Below are 20903 nucleotides of genomic sequence, written 5' to 3'. Positions count from 1 at the left end.
TAATTAAATTTATTCGGCTTGTGCCTGTTCGATATATTCACAATGAAACTCAGGCTTGGTATTGGAAATTTTCAAAGACTTAGTTCCTGCTGAACCTTTAGAACGCATGAGTTGGATGATACGGGTACGTTCTTTTTGGTTCTGCTTTTTTAAGCGTTTGTCCGTTTCGATGTCAAAGTAAACGGCTCCCTCGATAATGGTCTTTTCAGGTTTCGAATAGATTGACATGGGGGAGGCGGACCAAAGTACAACATCAGCCGATTTTCCCGTTTTAATACTACCCATGGTATCGTCCAAGTGCAATAGCTTCGCTGGGTTAAGGGTAATCATTTTCAAGGCATCTTCGGCACTTGACCCTCCATATTTGATCGCTTTGGCGGCCTCATGGTTTAGGTGCCGTATGGTTTCACGGCTATCGGAGTTTATGGCCGTAACAACACCCTCTTTGTTCATGATGGTGGCATTATAGGGAATGGCGTTCCGGGTTTCCCATTTGAAGTTCCATTTATCGGAAAAAGTACTTCCGCCGACGCCATGAAGCTTCATCTTATCCGCTATGCGATAACCCTCTAAGGCATGGGTAAAGGTGTTCACGGTAAATCCATACCGTTCGGCAACGTCCATTAACATCAACATCTCCTTTTGTTGATAGGAATGGCATGAAATATGTCTGTTGCCCTCCACGACCTCTAGCATGGCCTCCTTTAAGATATCTTTTCTCGGTTTTGCGGTATTCTGTTTTTGTTTTCTATCAAGTTGATCATAAATGGCCCAATCCTTTTTGTAATCCAAGGCCTCGGAAAACGCATTTGAATAAAACTGCTCCAGTCCCATAAGACTTCTGGGAAAGCGAACGGATGGTGCACTTTTGGATCGTTTGGGGTTTTCCCCCAAAGCAAATTTTATGAAAGGCGCGGCATTCTGGATTTTTAGATTTTCAGGGCTCTCTCCCCATTTAAGCTTGATCAATGCCGACTGACCTCCTATGGGGTCGGAAGAACCGTGCAAGAGGTGTGCGGCCACTACACCCCCTGCCAATGCCCTGTAGATACTTGCATCCTCGGAATCCAAAACGTCCTGCATTCTGACCATACCCGAATTAGCCGCAATTTCATTGACCGAACTAATGGCGATATGTGAATGCTCATCAATAATGCCAGGGGTCAAGTGTTTGCCCGTACCATCGATTATTGTGGCGTTTTTTACGGTCAGGTCGTTCCCGATTTTGGCAATCTTACCGTTTTCCAGAAGAACATCTGAATTTTTGAGAATGCCTTCTTTTTCATTGGTCCAGACCGTTGTATTCTTGATTAGGATGGTTTTGGGCCTTATTTTTTCCTCAGATCCAAAAGCCATAAAGGGATAAATGACTTTTCCCTTCTGGACGGCTATTTTTGAAACTTCTTTTTTCGTACCGTTGTTTGTATCATCACTTTTTTTGATGGCTTTCCATGAAATATTTCTATGAAGATCTACGGTTCCGTTGCCCTTCAAAACGGTTTGGTTTCCGGATGTAGAAACCCACCCGCCCAAATTGTATTTTTTTTTATCAATCTCAAATGCAAGTCCCAGCATCTCGCCATCAATTGAAAAGGTTATATTTTGAACAGTACCTTTAGGGGCCTCCAATTGTGCCAAATAACCCTTGTTTTTTGGTTGGATTTTAAGAGTGGCCGACAAACCCCTTGCTTCCAATTGGTACTCGCCCAGAACAGCTTTATTGGGCGGTTGAACCACAGCATGACCCTCACCTTTAATGTAGTTCTCAAGCAACATGGTGCCATCATCGAACAAATTTCCATCCAAGACGATAAAATTGGCGAGTTTACCCTTTTCCAACGTACCGATTCTATTGGATACTTTTAAGAGGTTGGCAGGTATTGTGGTCAAGGCGGCCAGTGCTTTTTCTTGGCTAAGGCCATGGAGGACCGATTTTCTTAAATTCCGTAAAAAATCGGTAGCTTGGTTGATAGGGTGGGATGTGATGGCAAATTGAACATTGTTTTCCGCCAAAAGTAGGGGATTGAAAGGGGCCAGTTCCCAATGCTTCAGGTCGGTCAGGGATATTTTTGGCAATAGATAGGGATCAGAGACATCAAATGGCTTTGGAAAGTTCAAGGGGATGACCAAGGGAGCGTTCATACTCTTTATCTCTTCGATGCGCTGGTATTCGTCGCCCCCACCCATAATAATAAAATCTAGCTTAAATTCCTTGGCTACCTTGTTTGCCCTAAGTGCGGTTAACCAACCTTCCGTATCGATTATTTGGGGTAGGTTACGATTGTCGATGATGGCCTGTAAGGATAGATCTGTAAAAGGTTTCCATTCTTGGGAGGCATACCATTGGGCATCGTAAAATGTTTGTCGTAACAGGGCGATAGCACCCATGGGAGACACAGGATAATCTTGGGTAGAGCTCCCTTTGTTAAAAGAGTAATGGGCGGCTACCTTAGGTTGTAAGAGCATATTGTTCTCATGACCCTCCCCTAGAACAACGAGTGCCGCTGTGCCGCGGGCAATACCATCGGGTCTGAAGGTCGCCACGGTTCCGAACCCTTGCGACCTTAATTTTTTGGCCATTTTCTTGTCCACCTCAAAATTGTGGGCACCGTTATATTCTGATTTTATGGCCTCATTAGCATTGTACCCCCCTTTGGTATCCGATTGGATTTGTTCCCTTTTAACATATGGATTGCCCCTTCTCGGAATGACAACTTCCGGTTGTCCGTAATTGCTGAACATATCTATAAAGGAGGGATAAATGAAGTGTCCTTCCGCTCGTATTTCAGCGTAACCATCAGGTACTCTGATTTGGGTTCCGACAGCCTCGATTTCCCCGCCCTTTATTATCAACGTGGCATCCTCCAACGTGGTTGCCGGATCAATTACGATTGTGGCATGGGTAAATGCAAAAGCTTTCGGCCGTTCATCGGAAATATCGTTTTTGGGAAAAGTCTGTTGGCCATGGACGGCCAAAAAGGTTAAAAGAAATAAACAGTTTATCGTGAAGTTTAATTTTTTCAAAGTAATCATGCGGCTAATGTGATTTCAGGTTAGTCTTATATATCGAACCAATGGGCCAAATCTTCTTTTATTTGTTTTTCGGATTTGTGGAGAAAGGCATTGGTGTGTTTATTATATTCATATTCGCTGCCCATTTCCGTTCCCTTTTCCGATACCTCTTTTATGGCTGACAGGATATAGTCCAATTCTTCATTGGTCATCGTGGGGTGAAGCGAGAGGCGTACCCATCCCGGTTTTTCGGTAAGGTCGCCTTGGTCTATTCGGCTCGTAATTTTCTGGGATTGTTCTTTGGAAACTTCCAAAAGAAGATGCCCGTAGGTACCAGCACATGAGCAGCCGCCCCTTACCTGAATGCCAAAATGGTCGTTCAACAGTTTTACCACCAAATTGTAGTGAAGATGTTCCATGTAAAAGGAGAAAACTCCGAGCCGATAGCGCACATCTTTTGCCAATACGTGCAGCCCTTTGATTTTGGGCAATTCTTCATAACATTTGCGTACCAATTCGTTTTCACGCTGTTGAATTTTTTCAACACCCATCTTCTCCTTTAGCTGTATCGCCAAGGCCGTTCTCATGGTCTGTAAAAAACCGGGGGTGCCACCATCCTCGCGAGCTTCTACACTTTCAAAGAAGCTGTGGCCGCCCCAGGGGTCCGTCCAAGTGACCGTACCGCCACCGGGATTATCCGGAATGCGGTTTTGGTATAGCGCCTTATTGAACACCAATACTCCCGAACTTCCGGGACCTCCCAGGAATTTATGGGGTGAAAAGAAGACGGCATCCAATCTTTGTGTCTTTTTTTTGGGATGCATATCAATATGGACATAGGGTGCGGAAGCTGCAAAATCCACAAAACAAAAACCTCCGTGGGCATGCATGACCTCGGCCAGTTCATGGTAGGGTGCACTCACTCCGGTAACGTTCGAACAGGCCGTAAAAGAGCCTATTTTTAGCTTTTTATCCTTATGCTTTTCCAACTCTTCTTTCAGGGCTTTTGCATCTACAAACAAATCCTTGGTAGGTTGCATTACAACCACATCTGCAATTGTTTCCAACCAAGTAGTTTGGTTGGAATGATGCTCCATGTGGGTAAGAAAAACAACTGGACGTTCGTTTTTCGGGATGGTAAAGGATTTTTTTAGTTTTTCAGGAACCTTAAGTCCCAAAATACGCTGAAATTTACATAACACTCCTGTCATGCCCGTATCGCTAGTGATAATGACGTCCTCTTGCGAAGCGTTTACGTGTTTCTTGATCTGGCGTTTGGCCGTCTCATAGAGGCCCGTCATCAACTTACCCGTGTAGCTGGTCTCTGAATGGGTATTCCCGACCATGGGGCCGATTCTTTCACGCATAATTTCCTCAATCGGACCATACAATCTGCCGCTGGCGATCCAGTCGGCGTATACCAAAGGTTTTGTGCCGAAGGGTGTCTTTATCTCTGTATCAATGCCGATGGTATCCTTTCTGAAATCCCAAAAATAAGATTCCAAGGTTTCTTTTTCCTGTGCTATCATTTCTCTTTGAAAAAATAAAAGGCCGCCCTTGCTTAATTGAACTCCAAGATTGACTAGGTAACTAACTCAAACAATCAAAATCTGTAGCAAAACTTCCTGCCTCTATGCTTTAATCGCCAATTTGGATGTTCAACTAAGAGGACAGCCCTATACCAAGGATTTATTGCATTCTATCGTACTGGCAGCAACCCGGCAAATCATCATAAGTAGACACCTCTGCCCTGTGGAACTCGGTATCATGGCCTATCGCCGCAATGGCCTCGGAAACCTTGTCCTTGGAAACGGCCTTGTCAGAAACATCGATATTTACCATTTTGGTTTCTTTGTTCCATTCTGCACTGGTAACCCCAGGGACCGCTCTAGCCGCTTTCTCGATTCTTTTTTTGCACATGCCACAATTGCCCAATACCTGAAAATCAAAGGAAGCTACCGCAGTTTCGGTGGAAACCGAACTACTATCCGATTTGCGGTCGTACTGGCAACAACCTGGCAGCGCGTCATAGGCACCGTCGCTCGCCCTGCCGAACTTGGTATCGTGTCCCACTTCATTGATGGCCTTGGAAACCTCTTCCAACGAGGTTTTATTGGAATCATAGGCCACCTGTAAAATTTTCGTATCCTTGTTCCATGTTGCACTTGCCACCCCTTCCAAGGAATTGGCCGCCTTCTCGATACGTTTTTTGCAACCATTACAATTGCCCAACACCTCAAACTCACTTGATTTTTCCTGTGCGTTTGACAAGAACACGGCACAAAGGACCATAACTAAAGACACAAAACTTTTCACTTGCTTTTTCATTTAATTTTAATTTTAAGAAAATTGATATTTATTATTGATTAATGGGATTTGGAACAAAAAGACCTGGGTCCTCTGGCACGCTGGTATTGGCCAATACTTCATCCTCGGGATATAAAAACCGCTCCACTCTGCCAGGGGCCGTTGAGGTATTATTGGGAAATGGCACTGCCACCTCGTTCTCTGTTCGCAGTCTTCTGGCGTCATCAAATGGCATAAATGTTGTGAAGCCCGTAACATAACGTTCCTCAATGATCTCTCTCAATAATGCTGTATCTGAATCTATGCTGTCAGCATTCTCCATACCCCCTGGGGCGAAGTCCGCAGCGGTATATGCATCATACAAAATGGGTTCCCCCGCAACACTGGAATTGAAAAAATTTCCAGTTCCCAATGCTGATCTCCAGGCATTTAAATGCCCCAAGCCAATATTGAAGCCTTGGGCACGGGCACCTGCCTCGGCCAGGATCAACAGATTTTCTCCATAGGTGACCAAGGGTTGTGGCTCCAACTCATTGGCAATACCCAAATTACCATCGGGATTCGTCTCATCTATCCGATAATATGACAGTCTGGCCGCTTCATCGGTCTTTGCATTGTTCCTCGAAATACCGCTGTTCGTATCCAAGAGTTGAATCAAGTAACTGTTGCCCGTTCCAACGCTAGGTGCATTGTTCAGTATGATCCAAAACTTATTTTTCGTGCTCGTGACATCCTCTAGATCAAGGGGAACAAAAATCATACTGTTTTCTTGCAGGGATATTCCGTTCTGTGCCGCTGCATAGGCTTGGTCATATTGGCGGGTAAGCATATAGAACCTTGCCTTTAGGGTCCAAGCGGACTGCAGCCATTTCATAGCGTTGCCATTGAACAGAAAATCCTCCAAGACCACATCTTGCGGGGTGACGTTGGATAGGTTGCTGATGGCGTCATCCAATAGGGACTGTAAGGAATCGAATACTTCGGCCTGGCCATCAAATTCGGGATTGTCGATGTCCAATAAGGCATTGGAATAAACAATATCCCCGTACATAGAGGCATAGTTTCCGATAATCTGTGCTTCCAAGACCCCAGTAATACCTTGGTATAGTTTATTGTCGGGGGTACGGGACCTTATTTCCCGTAACGGAGTAACGACCTCTTGATAGCCGTCCCAATCAAAGTCTGTAAAGGTTACATTGTAATTGTATCGCTCCAACTCTGTTTGGTCAAAACCAATCAACTGACCGGACCAATAGCCCGCCATTCGGCTGGTCGAACCTAATAATATGTTTATGGAGTTTAGCTCGGCCCCATTTAGAAAAAGACCTGGGTCAAGTTCGTCCAAAGTGAAGTTGTTCGGGTTCTCGTTGATATCGTCTACCAATTTTTCGCATCCAACAAATAAAAAACCGATAATTAGTATCAAGAGGACATGTTTGTTATATACTTTTTTCATTTTGTACTGTTTTAGTGTTGGTGGATTAAAATGTGGCAGTTATGTTAAAAAGAACCGAACGTGTCGACGGGTTCGTAAAATAGTCCATGCCAGACGCATTGCTGATGCCATAATAACTGGTTTCCGGGTCTGATCCGATAATGTCGGTCCATAGGATAAGATCCCTTCCCGTCAAGGATACCCGCAAACTCTTCAAAGGAAAGTTTTTGTACCTATTTCTATCAAATGTGTATCCCAAAGTAACGTTCCGGAGTTTGGTCCATGTGGCATCCTCGATGTACAGGTCATTGAGTTTGTTGAACCCAAGGCCCCCACCACGTGTTCTATAGAAGTATTCATCGAGCAATACGTTGCCCGCTCCGAAATCGGCTACATTGCCTCTCACCGTAGTTCCGGCACTGAACACATCACCATTCACATTTACCAAATCCTCGGTTAGGGTGATTTCGTTGCCCACATCGGCATGGGTGCCAAACCCATACATAACGATTCTTCCACGGTTGATGAAATCTCCGCCCTGTGAGTGTTCAAAGAGAAAGCTAAAGTCAAAACCCTTGAAGTTCAGTTGCATTCCGGCACCGCCCCTCCAATCGGGATTGGGATCTCCTATGACCCTTCTTTCGGTATCCACCTCAGGAAACCCGTTCTCATCCAGTGCACGGGTTCCATCTTCGTTCAAGACCGAAGCAGGGAGCCAGAACGAACTCATTGGAAATCCTTTGACAGCCTTTGAAGTGCCCCCGATATCTACCGTCTCCGCCCCAAAGATATCTACCACCAAATTCTCGTTGTTATTAAAATTGGCATTGAATGATAGTGAAAAATCCTCTTTTTCGATGAGTTTGCCCAAGAGATCAATTTCCCAGCCTTTGTTTTCTATGATACCCGCATTTCTGTAGCTGTTGTTGAAACCCGAACTGGGATTGGTCTTGACCTCGAACAGAATGTCATCTATTTCATTTTCATAATAGGTCACCCCGAGGTTCAGTTTGTTTCCGAAAAAACGTAGGTCTGCACCAATCTCGTATTCCGTTTTTATTTCTGGCCTTAGATTGCGGTTACCGCGAACATCCGAAACCTCGAAAACACCACCAAAATCTTGGAAATTGGTGGTTGCTAGCGTCTCGAAACGATAAGGCCCAGGTTGGATCCCGACCTTTCCCCAAGATGCCCTCAACTTTCCAAAAAACTGCTCATCACTTTCAAAAAGGTCGCTGAATTGCCATGCCATATCCACTGAAGGATAAAAGAAGGCCCCTTCAATTGTGGAAGATGCTTCTAAGGAGGCGGATGCATTGACGAACAACTGTTCGAACAATCCAAAATTGATGAGCGCATAACCTCTATTGGTCCGGATTTGACGTAAATTCCTGCTCCAGCTTGTGGAAGCATCGTCCGGATTCAAATCTGATATAGGTTGTCTGGAATCCACTACAAATGGGGTCAATCTTATGGATGATGTCGCTCTTTTTCTGTTATTGAAGTTAAAACCCAATGTTGTGTTCATATTTATGTCCGGAGTGAGATTATGCTTGGTTTTCATAAGAAGGTCAAAATTGTACTCCTTACTTACGGCCACCGTTGAACGCATGTCACCAAATCGCGACCCACCTGCTGTATTGATTGGCAAAAATTGCAACCTTTCATCGGAATAATAGTCCAATCCGCCACGAAGGGTAAAGTCAAGCCAGTTTGAAGCCCGGATATTTATTTCTGGAGTCATTAAAAAACGGTCTACCCTGGTCTCGTTTCGTTGCTCGTATATTGTCCATAATGGATTGTTGTACCCTGCATTGTTGGAGGCCCCAATCTGATTTCGATAAGATCGCTGTCTGTTCTGAAAAACATCGCCATTTCCATCGACATAGGTCCCAATGTGACCACGGATATCAAAGTCCGCAGGATTTCTCAAGAGCCCAATGTATAGACCCGTGATACTTCCACCTCCTCGTATCCTGTTGGATTTTGTGTAGGTATAGGCCACATTATTCCTGATATCCAACCAATCAGTGAGATTTACTTTGGTGTTCAATCTAATGTTCTGACGGTTATAATCGGCATTTTTAACAATCCCGTCCTGTTCCAGGATGCCATAACTAAAAAAATAGGAGGCTTTTTCCCCACCTCCGGCAACTGAAAAATCGTGCTGTAGAAACGAACCGTTTCTAAATACGGCATCAAAATTCTCATCGATGAAAGTTTGCCTTGAATTTTTGGTGGCAATGGGATAATAAAGTTCACCTGAAGGAGTAACAAAATACTCTCCACTGGTGTCAAGGTCATCTTCTCCTCCCGCTCGATCCGCTATGCGGTCTCCCCATGATTCAGTCCTGTTCAAGGCCCGAACACCGTCCCGGCCTTGTCCAAACTTGTCCTGCAAGGGGACCCTTACCGATATGTCATCAATTGAATAGGTGGAACTGTATGTAAAGGTTGGCCGTCTATTAAAAGATCCTCCCTTGGTCGTAATCAAAATAACGCCATTGGCCGCCCGTGAACCCCATAAAGCGGCAGCCGAAGCTCCTTTTAGAATCTGGACATTTTCAATATCATTCTGGTTGATGTCGTTCAATCTTGATTGCTGGGTGACACTTGTACTGCCTCCTATACCGTCATCATCAAAAGAATCATTGCTAATAGGGACACCGTCAACAATAATTAAGGGGTTGCTATCACCTTCAATAGAGTTTATTCCCCTGATCTGTATATTGGCCCCTGCCCCGGGATCCCCGTTTTGTCTGGCAATACGAAGACCGGAAACTTTTCCCGAGAGGGCATTGATGACCCCTGTTTCCCCGGATTTTACTATTCGCTCAGGTTCTACGGAAGAACTCGTTGCACCTGTTTCATCCTTGAGCTGTCTCGTCCCGATGGCCGTGAGGATTACCTCATTTAATTGATTGGCACTCGGTACCATCTCCAGGTTGATGACATCATCTTGACCAACGGGCACCTCAACTGTCTGAAAGCCTATGTATGAGAAGATCAAAAAATCCCCGGTTGAGGCAGCTATCTTATATTTGCCATCAAAATTCGTGGATGCGCCCTTTGTAGTGCCCTTGATTATAATATTTACCCCAGCCAAGGGAACCCCCTGCTTGTCAGTGACCGTTCCCGATAATTGTTTTATTTGTTGTTCAATTGACTTTTTTTGCGGCCGGACGTCTATGTTCTTCTTAATTTTTAAGATGATATATTTTTTTCTGACCACATAATCGACATGGGTTCCCGAAAACACTTGTTTTAAAATTTCGGAAATGGTTTGTTTGTCTACATTGATCGATATTTTTCTGTTGACATCGACTTTTCTGTGGTTATAAGTGAACTTGAACTCCGATAAGGATTCGATTTTATCAAGTACCTTTTCAAGTGATACGTTTTCCTGCTTTAGCGTTATTTTTGTGTTTTGGGAGTAGGTGTTCGCATGAATTTTAAACAGTGATATGACCAATAGAAAAGTTGTAATCTTCATTTTCAAGTCAAATTTATGCGCTCTTTTTAGTGCAAAAAGCGCACCTGGCACTAATTTTTTCATAATTTTGATTAGTTTATTTGTGGTTCAATAATTTTATTTGAATCACCTTACAATCGGGAAATGTTGGCGCATTTTCCGATTTTTTTGACGACGATTCACATGCTTAATAAGAATGCTTTATTTCATTGGCCTTTGTATTTTAGGTTTACCATTAATTTTAATTAACTAATAGGGGTTTACTGATGATTATCCTATTGTTTTCAATCTGATATTCAAAAGGTGTGTCCTCCTGAAAGACTTTTAAAATTTGTTCTATGCCCTCTTCCCGATAAAAAGAGGCTGTGTACACTTGGGTGTCCAAAAAGCCATAATTGTTTTCTATGGAAACATTGAAATGGCGTTCTAGCTTCTTTTTGATACTTGAGAACGGGGTACCCCGGAAAAGCAGAATGCCGTCCTTCCAGGCCGTGTACATATCGGTATCGACCTCACTCACGCTCATGATATGCTTTTCCTTGTTATAGGCAGCCATTTGATTTGGGGCAAGTAGCAAGGGTGGTCTGGTATGACCAGATCGCGATACTTTTACGGCACCCTCCACCAAAACCGTATTGATGGCCATATCCTCTGGGTAGATTGATACATTAAATTCAGTACCCAATACCTCAATGTTTATTTGGTCCGCATTTACTACAAATGGCTTTTTCTTGTCCTTGGTAACAGAAAAATAGGCCTCTCCCGTTAAAAACACCTCTCTAGGGCCCTGCTCCATGAAGGTGACAGGATATCGAAGTGTGCTTCCCGCATTCAAGTATACCCTGGTTTTGTCGGAGAGAACCAATTCGAACATTTTTCCATAAGGTACCGTCAACTCATTGTAATCAAGTTTTTTTGGTGCCTGGGAATCTTCATAAAGAATCGTGTTTCCCCTTTGTGTTCCGATAACTTTTCCACCTTGGGTAAGGATCTTGTCCTTTGATTGAGCTGAAATGACCCTTACCTCCCCATTGCTCAATTTTAATTTGATGTTATCATCGGTACTAGTTGAAATCGTCCGAAGGGAAGGGCCTGTTTCAGAAACGGAGTTCTCGTACAAAAACATTAGGCCAAAAATAACAGCGAACAAAGCCGCATACCGGAAGAAGAGCGTTGTTCGCCTTCTGTAAGATTCTTTAGTGCTTTTTCGTTTGACTGCTTCAATTAGAACATCTTTCCCTTTTTTTGCATTGTCCAACTCAAAAGAGCCCTTAATCAGAGCGCTCACCTGAATATATTCGGCAAACTCCTCTTCGTTTTCCTTGACCCAGTCGCTAAGTATTCGAAGTTCGTCGGTGCTGGCCGTGTCGTTCAAATATTTAAAAATCAATGATTCGATTTTTTTATTAATCATTTTACAGATTTTAATGCTAAAAGATAGAATCCAATAGTAAGACGGGGAAATAGTTTTGTACCCTTGGTTTTTTTAATAAATATTTAGGATATTGTAAAAACTCTGTTATTTGAGTATATGAATTTAAAGTATGGAGACGAGTATGACTTGATTATTGGCCTTAATAAGGGGGATCGGCGTGCCTTTGAAATTTTGGTCCATAAATATTACACTGTTCTATATCTATATGCGCTCAATCTTACCAAGGAAAAATCTGTTGCCGAAGATCTATTGCAAGATGTGTTTCTCAACATATGGGCTAGAAAAGGCATGCTTAACATAAGTACTTCTTTAAAAAGCTTTTTATACAAATCCATTTATCACGAATTTGTCAATCACCATAGGAAAAAGAAGAAGGAAATGAACTATTTGGACACCCTTTCCACAACTGCCTTAAATGCCTTTTTTCAAGAAGATACCATGCAATTGGAATCAGCTATTGAAAAAATGAAAAAAGAAATAGAAACCCTTCCGAAAAAGTGCAAGGAGGTTTTTATATTGAGCAAAAGGGAGGGCCTGACGAATGAGGAGATTTCACAATATTTGAAGATTTCAATTAAGACGGTGGAAGGTCATATATCCAATGCCTTTAAAACGCTAAGGGAGCATTTGAAAAAAACCTGAACTGGTTTTTGGGCACTGGTTGGGTCCGTCAAGTTTCTTCGTCACCCGTTATTCACCGGCTTTTATATCCTTCTTTAAAAAGCCAGGTGCCAATGTTTGTATCTTGTCATATGTTTTTTTTGCCATCACATCTTTCCGCTGGTCTATATATTGAAGATAGCGAAAGTATAGAGCCCCTACTTCTACAAATTTAATTTCGTCAATTGGTAGGCCCGAAAGATATGGGTCATTACGGGAAAAGTTATCTGAAATCTCCACAAACAGGTTTGCCAACTCCTTGCCCACGATATAGTTTGCACGCCCGGCATTGGCCTGTTGTGATAATATGGGGGCTTTAAATTCGATCGCCCTTCTGTCATCGGTGTTCAGTTCAACATGGGATAAACGGTTTCCAATGTTGTTCAGGTTGCCCAAATAAAATAGGCCGGCCATGTGACTTTTGTCCTGATTGTCCTGTCCCCCGGTGACATGCACAATATTGCGGCGTAGGGTATCCTCGTCCAACTGTACACCAGCTTCTTGGCCAATTAGCACAATGCTTGCACGGGTGGCGGAAAAATCGGCCCTCCAAAGTGTCACATGGGGAAAAACTGCCGCAAATGTGGCGGCTATGGTATAGAAGTTTTCAGGGGTAAGCTGGTATAGGGGCAACCATTGGGCAAAGACCCCACCGGCCCCCAACCGCTTTTTTGCCTGCCCAAAATGCTCAAGGGAGTAAAGACTTCCCGTGCCAGCATGCCAAGGGGTAAAAAGGTCGCCCACAATGACATCGAACTGTTCCTTGGTGCCCAAAAGAAAATTTCTGCCGTCGTCGGCCACTATGCTCGCCCGACTATCTTGGAAGAGCCCATTGGCCCAAGGTGAAAAATAGCCTTGTGCAGCGGGAATGACATTGGATACCAATTCCACGGCCACGACCTTTTCCACATCATGGTAAAGTGCCGCCCCAGCGGTAATTCCCGTGCCCATACCCAAGAAAGCCACTTTTTTCGGGGCGGGATGTATCATGAGTGGTACATGGGCCTGCATTTGTTCGACCAAAACCGATTCCGAATCCCCAAGCACATAAAAGTTATCCAAACGCATCTGAATATTTTTGGATTTACGTACGATGGAAACCACTCCATCACTGGATTGCCATGAATCCAATAGTTTTTCATCGGTTTCCAATCGCAACAACGGAGGATTTTTCAAAAGAAGTATCCCCGACACAATTAAAATCGGCAATAGCAACCGAACATTTTTCTTTTCGCCATAAAAAGAAAAAAACACCCAAACAGCAAGGATGCCATAGAAAATGGCAATAACCTTTACACTGTTCCACAGTCCAAGGATATCGAGCAATACAAAGCCCGCAATTGCTGGGCCGGCAAAGCTACCCAGCGAATTGAAAAACACCAGCACACCTACAATACGCCCTGCCGGCCTATTGGTAACCGGAGCTGCTTTCAGCAAGAAAGGGAATACTGCGCCCAAAACAACCGTAGGTGGCAAAACAACTAAAAGAGCCAATTTAAAAACGGCCCATACATAAGTGTTCCAAGAGGCGCCCATTGCTACATACTCAAGTCCGTTTGTGGCAAGGTTGAATATAGTTGGGGAAATTCCGATGAATACCGCTGCTATGCTCAATAGAAGTACTATAACGCGGTTTGACCCCATTCTTGACCTTACCAGTAGATGTGATAAAAAGCCCCCCATCCCCAACGCCAGAAGGAACACCACAAGGATTAGAGCGAAGGAATACACCGAATTCTGCAAAACTTGGGCAAACATCTGGGTCCATAATGTTTCTGCCGACAATGCTAGTGCCCCTGATGAAAAGGCCACTATGATAAACTGGAGGTTGCCCAGTTTGGACGGACCTCCAAAAGATTTTCCCTGAGCTATGGAGGTCCTTGATGTTTTTCGAACAACGGTGGTAGGTGTTGACAGGCTATCCAGAACAACGGCAAGAAGGCCTATGGAGAACATCAGGGCCACGGCCAGGTAGTATGTAAAGCTTACCCCATACTCCAAAATGAGGTAAAATCCGGTCAGCAATGCACCCAGGGCGGCCCCAACTGTATTTACTGCATATAAAGCGGTCCCTCGTTTTGAAAGTTGAGTACGATTTTTTCCAATGTACTGGGACAGGACTGGGAAAGTACCTCCCATAAGAAAAGAGGGAAGTATAAGCAGTAAGGCCGAGAAAATAAATTTCATTGGCAAAAGAATCCCCTTTGAATTCCCTAAAAAAGAAATGCTCTCCGCATAGTACATTTCATAGAATTCCAGACCCGGAACAAACAACAAAGCCGTCAACGCAACGCCCAGCTCCATAAGTCCATACATCTTAAGGGGCCTCCTAAATTTGGCAGAGGCACGGCCTAAAAACCATCCTCCAAGTGCCAGCCCAAGAAAAAAAGCGGACAAGGTTGCGGCGGTAGCATATGCCGCATTCCCGAAAACAAGACCCAGCCTGTACATCCAAATCACCTGGAATATTAGGCCGGCAGTACCGGAGAGAAAGAACAATATGCAAAGCAAAATAAAATGGTCAGCACATAAAGGTGCTTTCGTACGAATTTCTTTATTCATAAAAATATGTGCCAGGTCCTACTTGGAACGTAATAAAAATAAATTAAAAAGAGGCCTTTTTAAAGGCCTCTTTATTGATATTATCCAAAACGTCGCTAATCCAAACAACCCACATAATTGGGATTGTTTGATTCGGATTGTGGCACGGGAAATTTAAGGTTTGCACTGTATTGCCCTCCCTTGAAATAATCTCCCCATGGAAAAACTTCTGACGCGGGCATTCCATGAACATCGACCAGTCTTCTGAGATCCCCTTGCCGGTGGGCAGTGCTGAACAACCAAAAGGCACGTTCTGCGAAGTGGGCCAACAATAGGTCATCGCCGCTAATTCCTGTAAGGTCTAAATCTGATAGACCCATTGTAGCCCTAAGCCCGTTGTGAATATCTTGGACGGTGCCGGCGTCATCGGCATTCGCAGCCGCCTCCGCTTCGATTAGCCGTGCCTCTATTCCCGAGGCCAAGGCAACTGGTGCACTGGAGGAGTTGAATTTCAGTTGGTTGTAATAGAGGGTAATATCATCTTGACCAAACTCCGTTCCACCGTCCCAAGGTACTCTGAGATCCATAGCAGATCTGTACATCAAGCCGTTGCCACCTTTACCATCTGCAATGGAAAATTGACGTCGAACAGTGGTCATGATGTAAATTCCATTCTCTTGTCTTCGGCTGTTGTCTGAATGCTCTATGTTGTAAACAAATTCCGTAGGTACGGTTGCCACTTCGTTAGCCGCATCATCAATCTGGCCAAGACCCAATAATGCACGTGCCTTACCGACTCGGGCCACGTTGGCCAATTTGTCGTTACCGCTTGCATTGGTCATGGCTTGGTCAAACCAATCTATGGCTGTCGTGAACATTTCTTGTTTACTCAATGGTTCACCGAAGATAAGGTCACCCCCATCAGCAGGAGCTTTACTGAAAGAAATTCCGCCACAGAACGTTTCTGCGAATAGAATATAGGAAAAGCCGACTATACTTTGCATTTCGCTTTCAATTTCAGGGTCTCCTCCAAAATTGGCAAGAAGGTCAATGGTCGTCTCGGCCCCGGACCTGGCTAAATGAAGATTTCCATATATCCTGTTCATATCAAAGTTGATATCTTGAAGGTTTCGGGTATCAGCCTCTCGCCTGGTGGGAAAGGTACCGGAGTAATCATATTCATCAGCCATAAGTCCACTCATAACAATAAGTCCCGTAGTTGCCCCATGGCCTGCGGCCGATCCGCTCATTGCAACGGCAAGATCGCCCAAGGATCCTGCACGGAGGGTCTGTAAGCCAGCCTCATTGTCAAGCGACTCAGGAGTAACTATATCAGGATCGGTCACCTCTACGATTGAATCGCAAGATATGCTCAACAATGTAACGAATATTAGTACAAGTGCACTAAAGCACAAATTGGTTAGGTTGTTTTTTGTTTTCAACATCTTTTTCATTTTCTTTTAATTTTAGTTAGAACGAAAGGTTTAGTCTGGCTTTCCAGGAACGTACAGGGGGTTGGCTAAGAAACTCCTCTGTGGTAAAGTTGGCCTGCCCTTCAGAACTTATTTCAGGGTCTAGCCCGGTATAATCGGTCCAAACACCTAAGTTTTGCCCAGAAAGTGTCAGGCTGATTCGGTCAAAACCCAATTTGTTTGAAAAACTGTTGGGTGTATTGTATGTCAAAGATATTTCACGAAGTCTCCAAAAAGAGGCGTCCTCGATATACCCCGCATTGGTACCCAAAAATTTTGAGGCCACGGCCCTCGCCTGATCGAACAATGATGCATTTGGGTCGTTCAGTTCACGGTTATTACTGTTCCCGTTTCTCCAGGCACCAGTGTTATTGTAGAGCTTTTGCCCGCCCCGATAGTTTAATAGCCCTTTTATTACAAATTGATTTTCAAAAAAGCTTAGTACCGGTGTGAAGGAAATATCGGTAGTCGCGAAAGGGGTGCCCAAATAGGCCACTTCACCTACCTGTATCTCATCCTGCCCAATGAAACCGTCACCATTGGCATCGCTGAAGGTATACGTTTCATCCCAATAGCCACCGAGCGGAAAACCTTCGACATGGCGTTGCTGGCCAAATATGACCGGTTCTATCCCTTCACCCAGTTCAACCAGCTCATTGTCAATGAATGAGCTCACGATATCCAATCCTAGGAAAAACTTATCCGTCTCAATGATCCTGGTGTTGAGCGCTATTTCAAGCCCTGAGTTTTTGACAGACCCCAAATTTTCAAAACGACCTTCGCCTACTCCAAGGGATAATGGTAATTGCCGGAATATTAAAGCATCACGTGTTTTTTTATAGAAATAGGTCATTTCTAGACCTACCCGATTGGACAGCAACTTGGCGTCAAAGCCCAATTCAAGTTCCGTGGATGCCTCAGGACTTAAATCTTCATTGCCCACACTACCTATCGTAACTCCCGTGACGCTCTGGCCATCCAATGTAGCGGCAATGGGATTGAAAAATCTTAGGGCGTCATTGGTCCCTGGTTGCACCCCTGATGCACCCCAAGCACCCCTGAGCCGCAGTGAGCTGATGCCGAATTTTTCTGAGTTGTTGAAGAAATCTTCTTCCGATATTAGCCAGGAAGCACTTACTTTGGGATAAAAAATGGAACTGAATGAAGCCCCAAAAGAGCTACCTCGATCGGCCCTTACGGCTCCTGTGACAAATAACTTGTCCTTAAAACTTACCTGTTCTTCCAAAAACACCCCGACTGTACGTGATTCGATAGTCTGTTCATTGCTTTGGGTAACTGCGGCGCCGGCAATCGAATTGCTTCCAGCTACCAATTGTAAGCCCGTTGCAAAAGTACCCTGCGAAAGATTCTGCAAATATTGGAACCCAAGAGAGGTACGAGAGTTTATGTTTTCATTTAGATCGGTTTTGAATGAGCCTACGGCATCTAAGGTATAGACAAAATCATTGAACCTGTTTGAGAACCGGGCCCCTTCATCGTAATTTAGAAAATCAGGTGCTTCACCCGTAGGAAAGAACTGGCTGTCCCACCGCGATGTGAAATCAAGCCCACCTGCAATCCTGATATTTAGTTTTTCATTCGGTTGCCAAAGCGTTTCAAGTCCTGTGGTAAAGCGATTTATTCTTTGGCGGGTATCAATAGTAAATAGTTCCTCTGGGGTGAACTCTCCCCAACCATTGTTGATATCAATTGATGGTGTACCGTTCAGGCCCTGCCCCATCAGACCCAATGCGAAATTATCGTTCAAGGGAAGTTCAAGGTCGCTGTTCGTATAGCCTGTGCTCAAATTGACCTTTAGACTCTCTGTAATCTTTGCCCCAAAATTCCCCCTGAAATTGGTTCGTTGTATATTATTTACGGGAAGTACGCCTTCGGAATCGGTTATGTTTCCTGAAAGGAAATAGGAGAGTGCTTCCGACCCTCCTGAAACGCTAAGCCCGGCACCATAAGACTGCCCTGTGCGAAACGGCGAGGTGCGAGGGTCGTTCAAAGGTTGGAAGGAGTTGATCACACTGGGTACAAAGGTGCCTTCCGCTGCCTCAAAATTGAAGCCTGGATTTCCATCAGCGTCAAGTGCTTGGTAGTTTCTAGGGTACGTGATTACATCTTCAACCAAGCCGCTTTCTAGAAATGCGGACCATCTTGGCTCTCCCTGTTTCCCCTTTTTCGTAGTGATTCTTATGACGCCATTGGCAGCAATGGACCCATAGAGTGTTGCCGCAGAAGGGCCTTTTATAATTTCTATCGATTCGATATCTTCCGGATTGATATCGTTCAAACGTGACGGGGACTGCCCTCCGGTCTCGAACGAAATTGAATTTGCCTCATTGTTTATCAAAACGCCATCTATATAGATTACCGGCTCATTGGATAATGATGCACTATTGGATCCCCTGATTCTGATTCGCGAACCCATGCCCGCAGAACCCCCACTGCTACTAATTTGGACACCACTGGCCTGGCCTTGGAGCAAATCGGAAACATTGCCGATAGGTCTTTGCTTCACGTCATCGCTCACATTGAGATTGGCAATTGAGTTTCCCATTTCCACCTTACGGCGTACACCGGTCGCTGTGACCACCACCTCGTTCAAATCCATCATATCGGGCTTCATGATTACGTTAATGGCCGTTTGTTGCGTCACTTCCACTTCATGTTTGGCAAAACCGATATAGGAGAACACAAGTATATCCCCCTCGGAAGCTTCAATCTCATACTCTCCGTCAAAGTTGGTGGAAACACCTTTGGTAGTACCCTTAACGACGACACTCACCCCGCCTAACGGAACGTTTCCCTGGTCGGTAACTAAACCTGTAACGGTAACAGTTTGTTGCGAAATGTGTGTGCTCCGCGGAGGTAAGGGCGATGGATCCGACAAGGGTTTCTCATTGATTTCAACTAATACGATTAGCTTTCGCCTGACTTCAAATGACACTTTGGTGTCCCTAAGAATCAAGTCCATAAGTGTATCGATTTTCACCTTGTCCGCTTTGACCGTAATCCTTTTGTCAATGTCCAAAACTGAAGTCTTGTACAGGATATTATAGTCCGTATTTTTCTCAATTTCATCAAATATGGACCCAATTGTGGCATTCTCCATATTGATTGAAATTTTGGATTTTTGCGAATACGCGTCGTTTGCATGTAATTGGAACAATGCAATAAACAAAAACAGCGCGGTAATCTTCATTTTCAGGTCTATTTTGGTCGTAAAATAGTTTTTACATAGTGCGTTTTTCATACTTTTGAGATAGTTTAAAAATTGGTCAATCAGTTTTTTAACTTTGTTTGGAATCATGGGGTTGTTAGCGCAATCCCTGATTCTTTTTTTGGTTTATTCAGTTCATAGGCTTATTTTTTAGGGTTATTGTTATCTTCTCTTTAGTGATAGTGAAGTCAAAGTGCTTAATCCTTTGAAATGCACCTAAAACTTCCTCTATAGTTTCCGTTTTGAACCTGCCGGTATACGTTTCCTTGCCCACTCCTAAATCCTTGAGCTCAATTAGGACGTCATAATGTCTTTCAAGTTTCTTAATAATGTTCTGGAAATCTTCGTTTTTGAACAGCAATACGCCCTCTTTCCATGAGACATAGCTACTGATGTCGACATTCTCCAGGAACAGCTTCTTATTGGAATTGGAGTATGAAACCAATTGATTGGGTTCCATTAACACCGCCTTGCCATCCGAAACGTCCCTTTGATCGACAGAAAGGCTTCCCTCCACCAATACGATTTTCACATGGCTGTCGTCGGCATAATTTGAAACGTTAAATTCAGTTCCCAAAACGTTGGCTTCCAGATGTCCTGTGCTTACCGAAAATGGTCTTAGCGAGTCTGAGGTAACGGTAAAATATGCCTCGCCCCGTAATGCTACATTTCTGGGTCCTCCATCATTAAAGACCACCGGGTAGGTCAAGGAAGATCCGGAATTCAAATAAATATCCGTTCCATCGGACAGTGTTACCTGAAACTTTTTCCCATAGGGCACCTCCAACGTATTATATATCAGGGGACCCTCACTGTTTTGATTGGAAGCCAGTTTTTTGTAGGAAATTTTAGTGCCTTTTTGTTCTACGATGTAAGTGTTTGATTTAGAAACTATACCAGAATTTTCTTCATTCAAGGCTTCCCTTGTGGAACCATCTTCCAAAGTAATCGTTACTTCTTGTGTAGGGATAGTCGTTTTTGAATCGATAAAAGTATAATAGGAATACATGCCAAACGTAATGAGACCGACAAAGATGGCCGCGTATTTGAACAATCGGTTCTTCCCACGTCGTATTTTAACCGCGTTTACTTGATGGAAGTTCTTCAAAAGTTCTTCTTTCAAATGTTCCGCCTTTTCTTTTTTCGTTGCCCCCGTTATTACATGGTGAAGTTCTACTTCTTGGCGAAAGGCCAATCTATTTTCTTTGGCCCAATCAATTAACAACCCTATCTCCTTTTCCGTGGCCGAATAGTTTAAAAACTTATGGATGATAATTTTTATATCCCTATTTTTCATCTGTATATTTTAAAGAAAAATCAATAGATATCCCTTAAACGAC

General features: G+C 43.9%; 11 protein-coding genes. 1 reads left to right on the top strand and 10 read right to left on the bottom strand.

Going from position 1 to position 20903, the window contains the following annotated elements:
* Positions 1–9 precede the first annotated feature (9 nt).
* The 6 genes from CLV81_RS00685 to CLV81_RS00660 all read right to left on the bottom strand — a co-directional run bounded on the left by CLV81_RS00685 (position 10) and on the right by CLV81_RS00660 (position 11640).
* On the bottom strand, positions 10–3033 hold the full coding sequence (locus CLV81_RS00685; RefSeq protein WP_106143154.1) for an amidohydrolase family protein: 3024 nt from the start codon (positions 3031–3033) through the stop codon (positions 10–12).
* A gap of 26 nt (positions 3034–3059) precedes the next feature.
* A complete protein-coding gene (locus CLV81_RS00680) occupies positions 3060–4541 on the bottom strand; it encodes an aminotransferase class V-fold PLP-dependent enzyme (RefSeq protein ID WP_106143153.1) in 1482 nt (493 codons plus the stop codon).
* Positions 4542–4701: 160 nt separating this feature from the next.
* A complete protein-coding gene (locus tag CLV81_RS00675; protein ID WP_106143152.1) occupies positions 4702–5340 on the bottom strand; it encodes a heavy-metal-associated domain-containing protein in 639 nt (212 codons plus the stop codon).
* A 31-nt stretch (positions 5341–5371) separates the two neighbouring features.
* Complete coding sequence (locus CLV81_RS00670; protein WP_106143151.1) at positions 5372–6775, bottom strand: SusD/RagB family nutrient-binding outer membrane lipoprotein; 1404 nt, start codon at positions 6773–6775, stop codon at positions 5372–5374.
* Between the two features lie 25 nt (positions 6776–6800).
* The gene (locus CLV81_RS00665; RefSeq protein WP_106143150.1) at positions 6801–10310 is read right to left on the bottom strand and encodes a SusC/RagA family TonB-linked outer membrane protein; all 3510 of its coding nucleotides are present in this window, start codon (positions 10308–10310) and stop codon (positions 6801–6803) included.
* Positions 10311–10467: 157 nt separating this feature from the next.
* Positions 10468–11640: a FecR family protein gene (locus CLV81_RS00660; RefSeq protein ID WP_106143149.1), complete on the bottom strand. Its 1173-nt coding sequence runs from the start codon at positions 11638–11640 to the stop codon at positions 10468–10470.
* 117 nt (positions 11641–11757) lie between these two features.
* Between CLV81_RS00660 and CLV81_RS00655 the strand changes: the two genes are divergently transcribed.
* On the top strand, positions 11758–12303 hold the full coding sequence (locus tag CLV81_RS00655) for an RNA polymerase sigma factor (RefSeq protein ID WP_106143148.1): 546 nt from the start codon (positions 11758–11760) through the stop codon (positions 12301–12303).
* 48 nt (positions 12304–12351) lie between these two features.
* On the opposite strand, the gene CLV81_RS00650 is transcribed toward CLV81_RS00655, so the two are convergent.
* From CLV81_RS00650 to CLV81_RS00635, 4 genes are all read right to left on the bottom strand, one after another.
* Positions 12352–14883 (bottom strand): fused MFS/spermidine synthase, encoded by a 2532-nt coding sequence (locus CLV81_RS00650; RefSeq protein ID WP_106143147.1) that lies wholly within the window; start codon positions 14881–14883, stop codon positions 12352–12354.
* A gap of 95 nt (positions 14884–14978) precedes the next feature.
* Positions 14979–16307, bottom strand: coding sequence for a tetratricopeptide repeat protein (locus CLV81_RS00645; RefSeq protein WP_146129796.1), 1329 nt, complete (start codon positions 16305–16307; stop codon positions 14979–14981).
* A gap of 25 nt (positions 16308–16332) precedes the next feature.
* A complete protein-coding gene (locus CLV81_RS00640; protein WP_158259049.1) occupies positions 16333–19596 on the bottom strand; it encodes a SusC/RagA family TonB-linked outer membrane protein in 3264 nt (1087 codons plus the stop codon).
* A 97-nt stretch (positions 19597–19693) separates the two neighbouring features.
* Positions 19694–20860 carry a FecR family protein gene (locus CLV81_RS00635; protein ID WP_106143144.1) on the bottom strand — a complete coding sequence of 389 codons (1167 nt, stop codon included), beginning with the start codon at positions 20858–20860 and terminating at the stop codon, positions 19694–19696.
* Positions 20861–20903 lie beyond the last annotated feature (43 nt).

Origin of the sequence: Flagellimonas meridianipacifica (assembly GCF_003001695.1) — a bacterium.
Classification (GTDB): domain Bacteria; phylum Bacteroidota; class Bacteroidia; order Flavobacteriales; family Flavobacteriaceae; genus Flagellimonas; species Flagellimonas meridianipacifica.
Note: the sequence above shows the minus strand (reverse complement) of the source record. Positions and strands in the feature narration are given on the sequence as shown.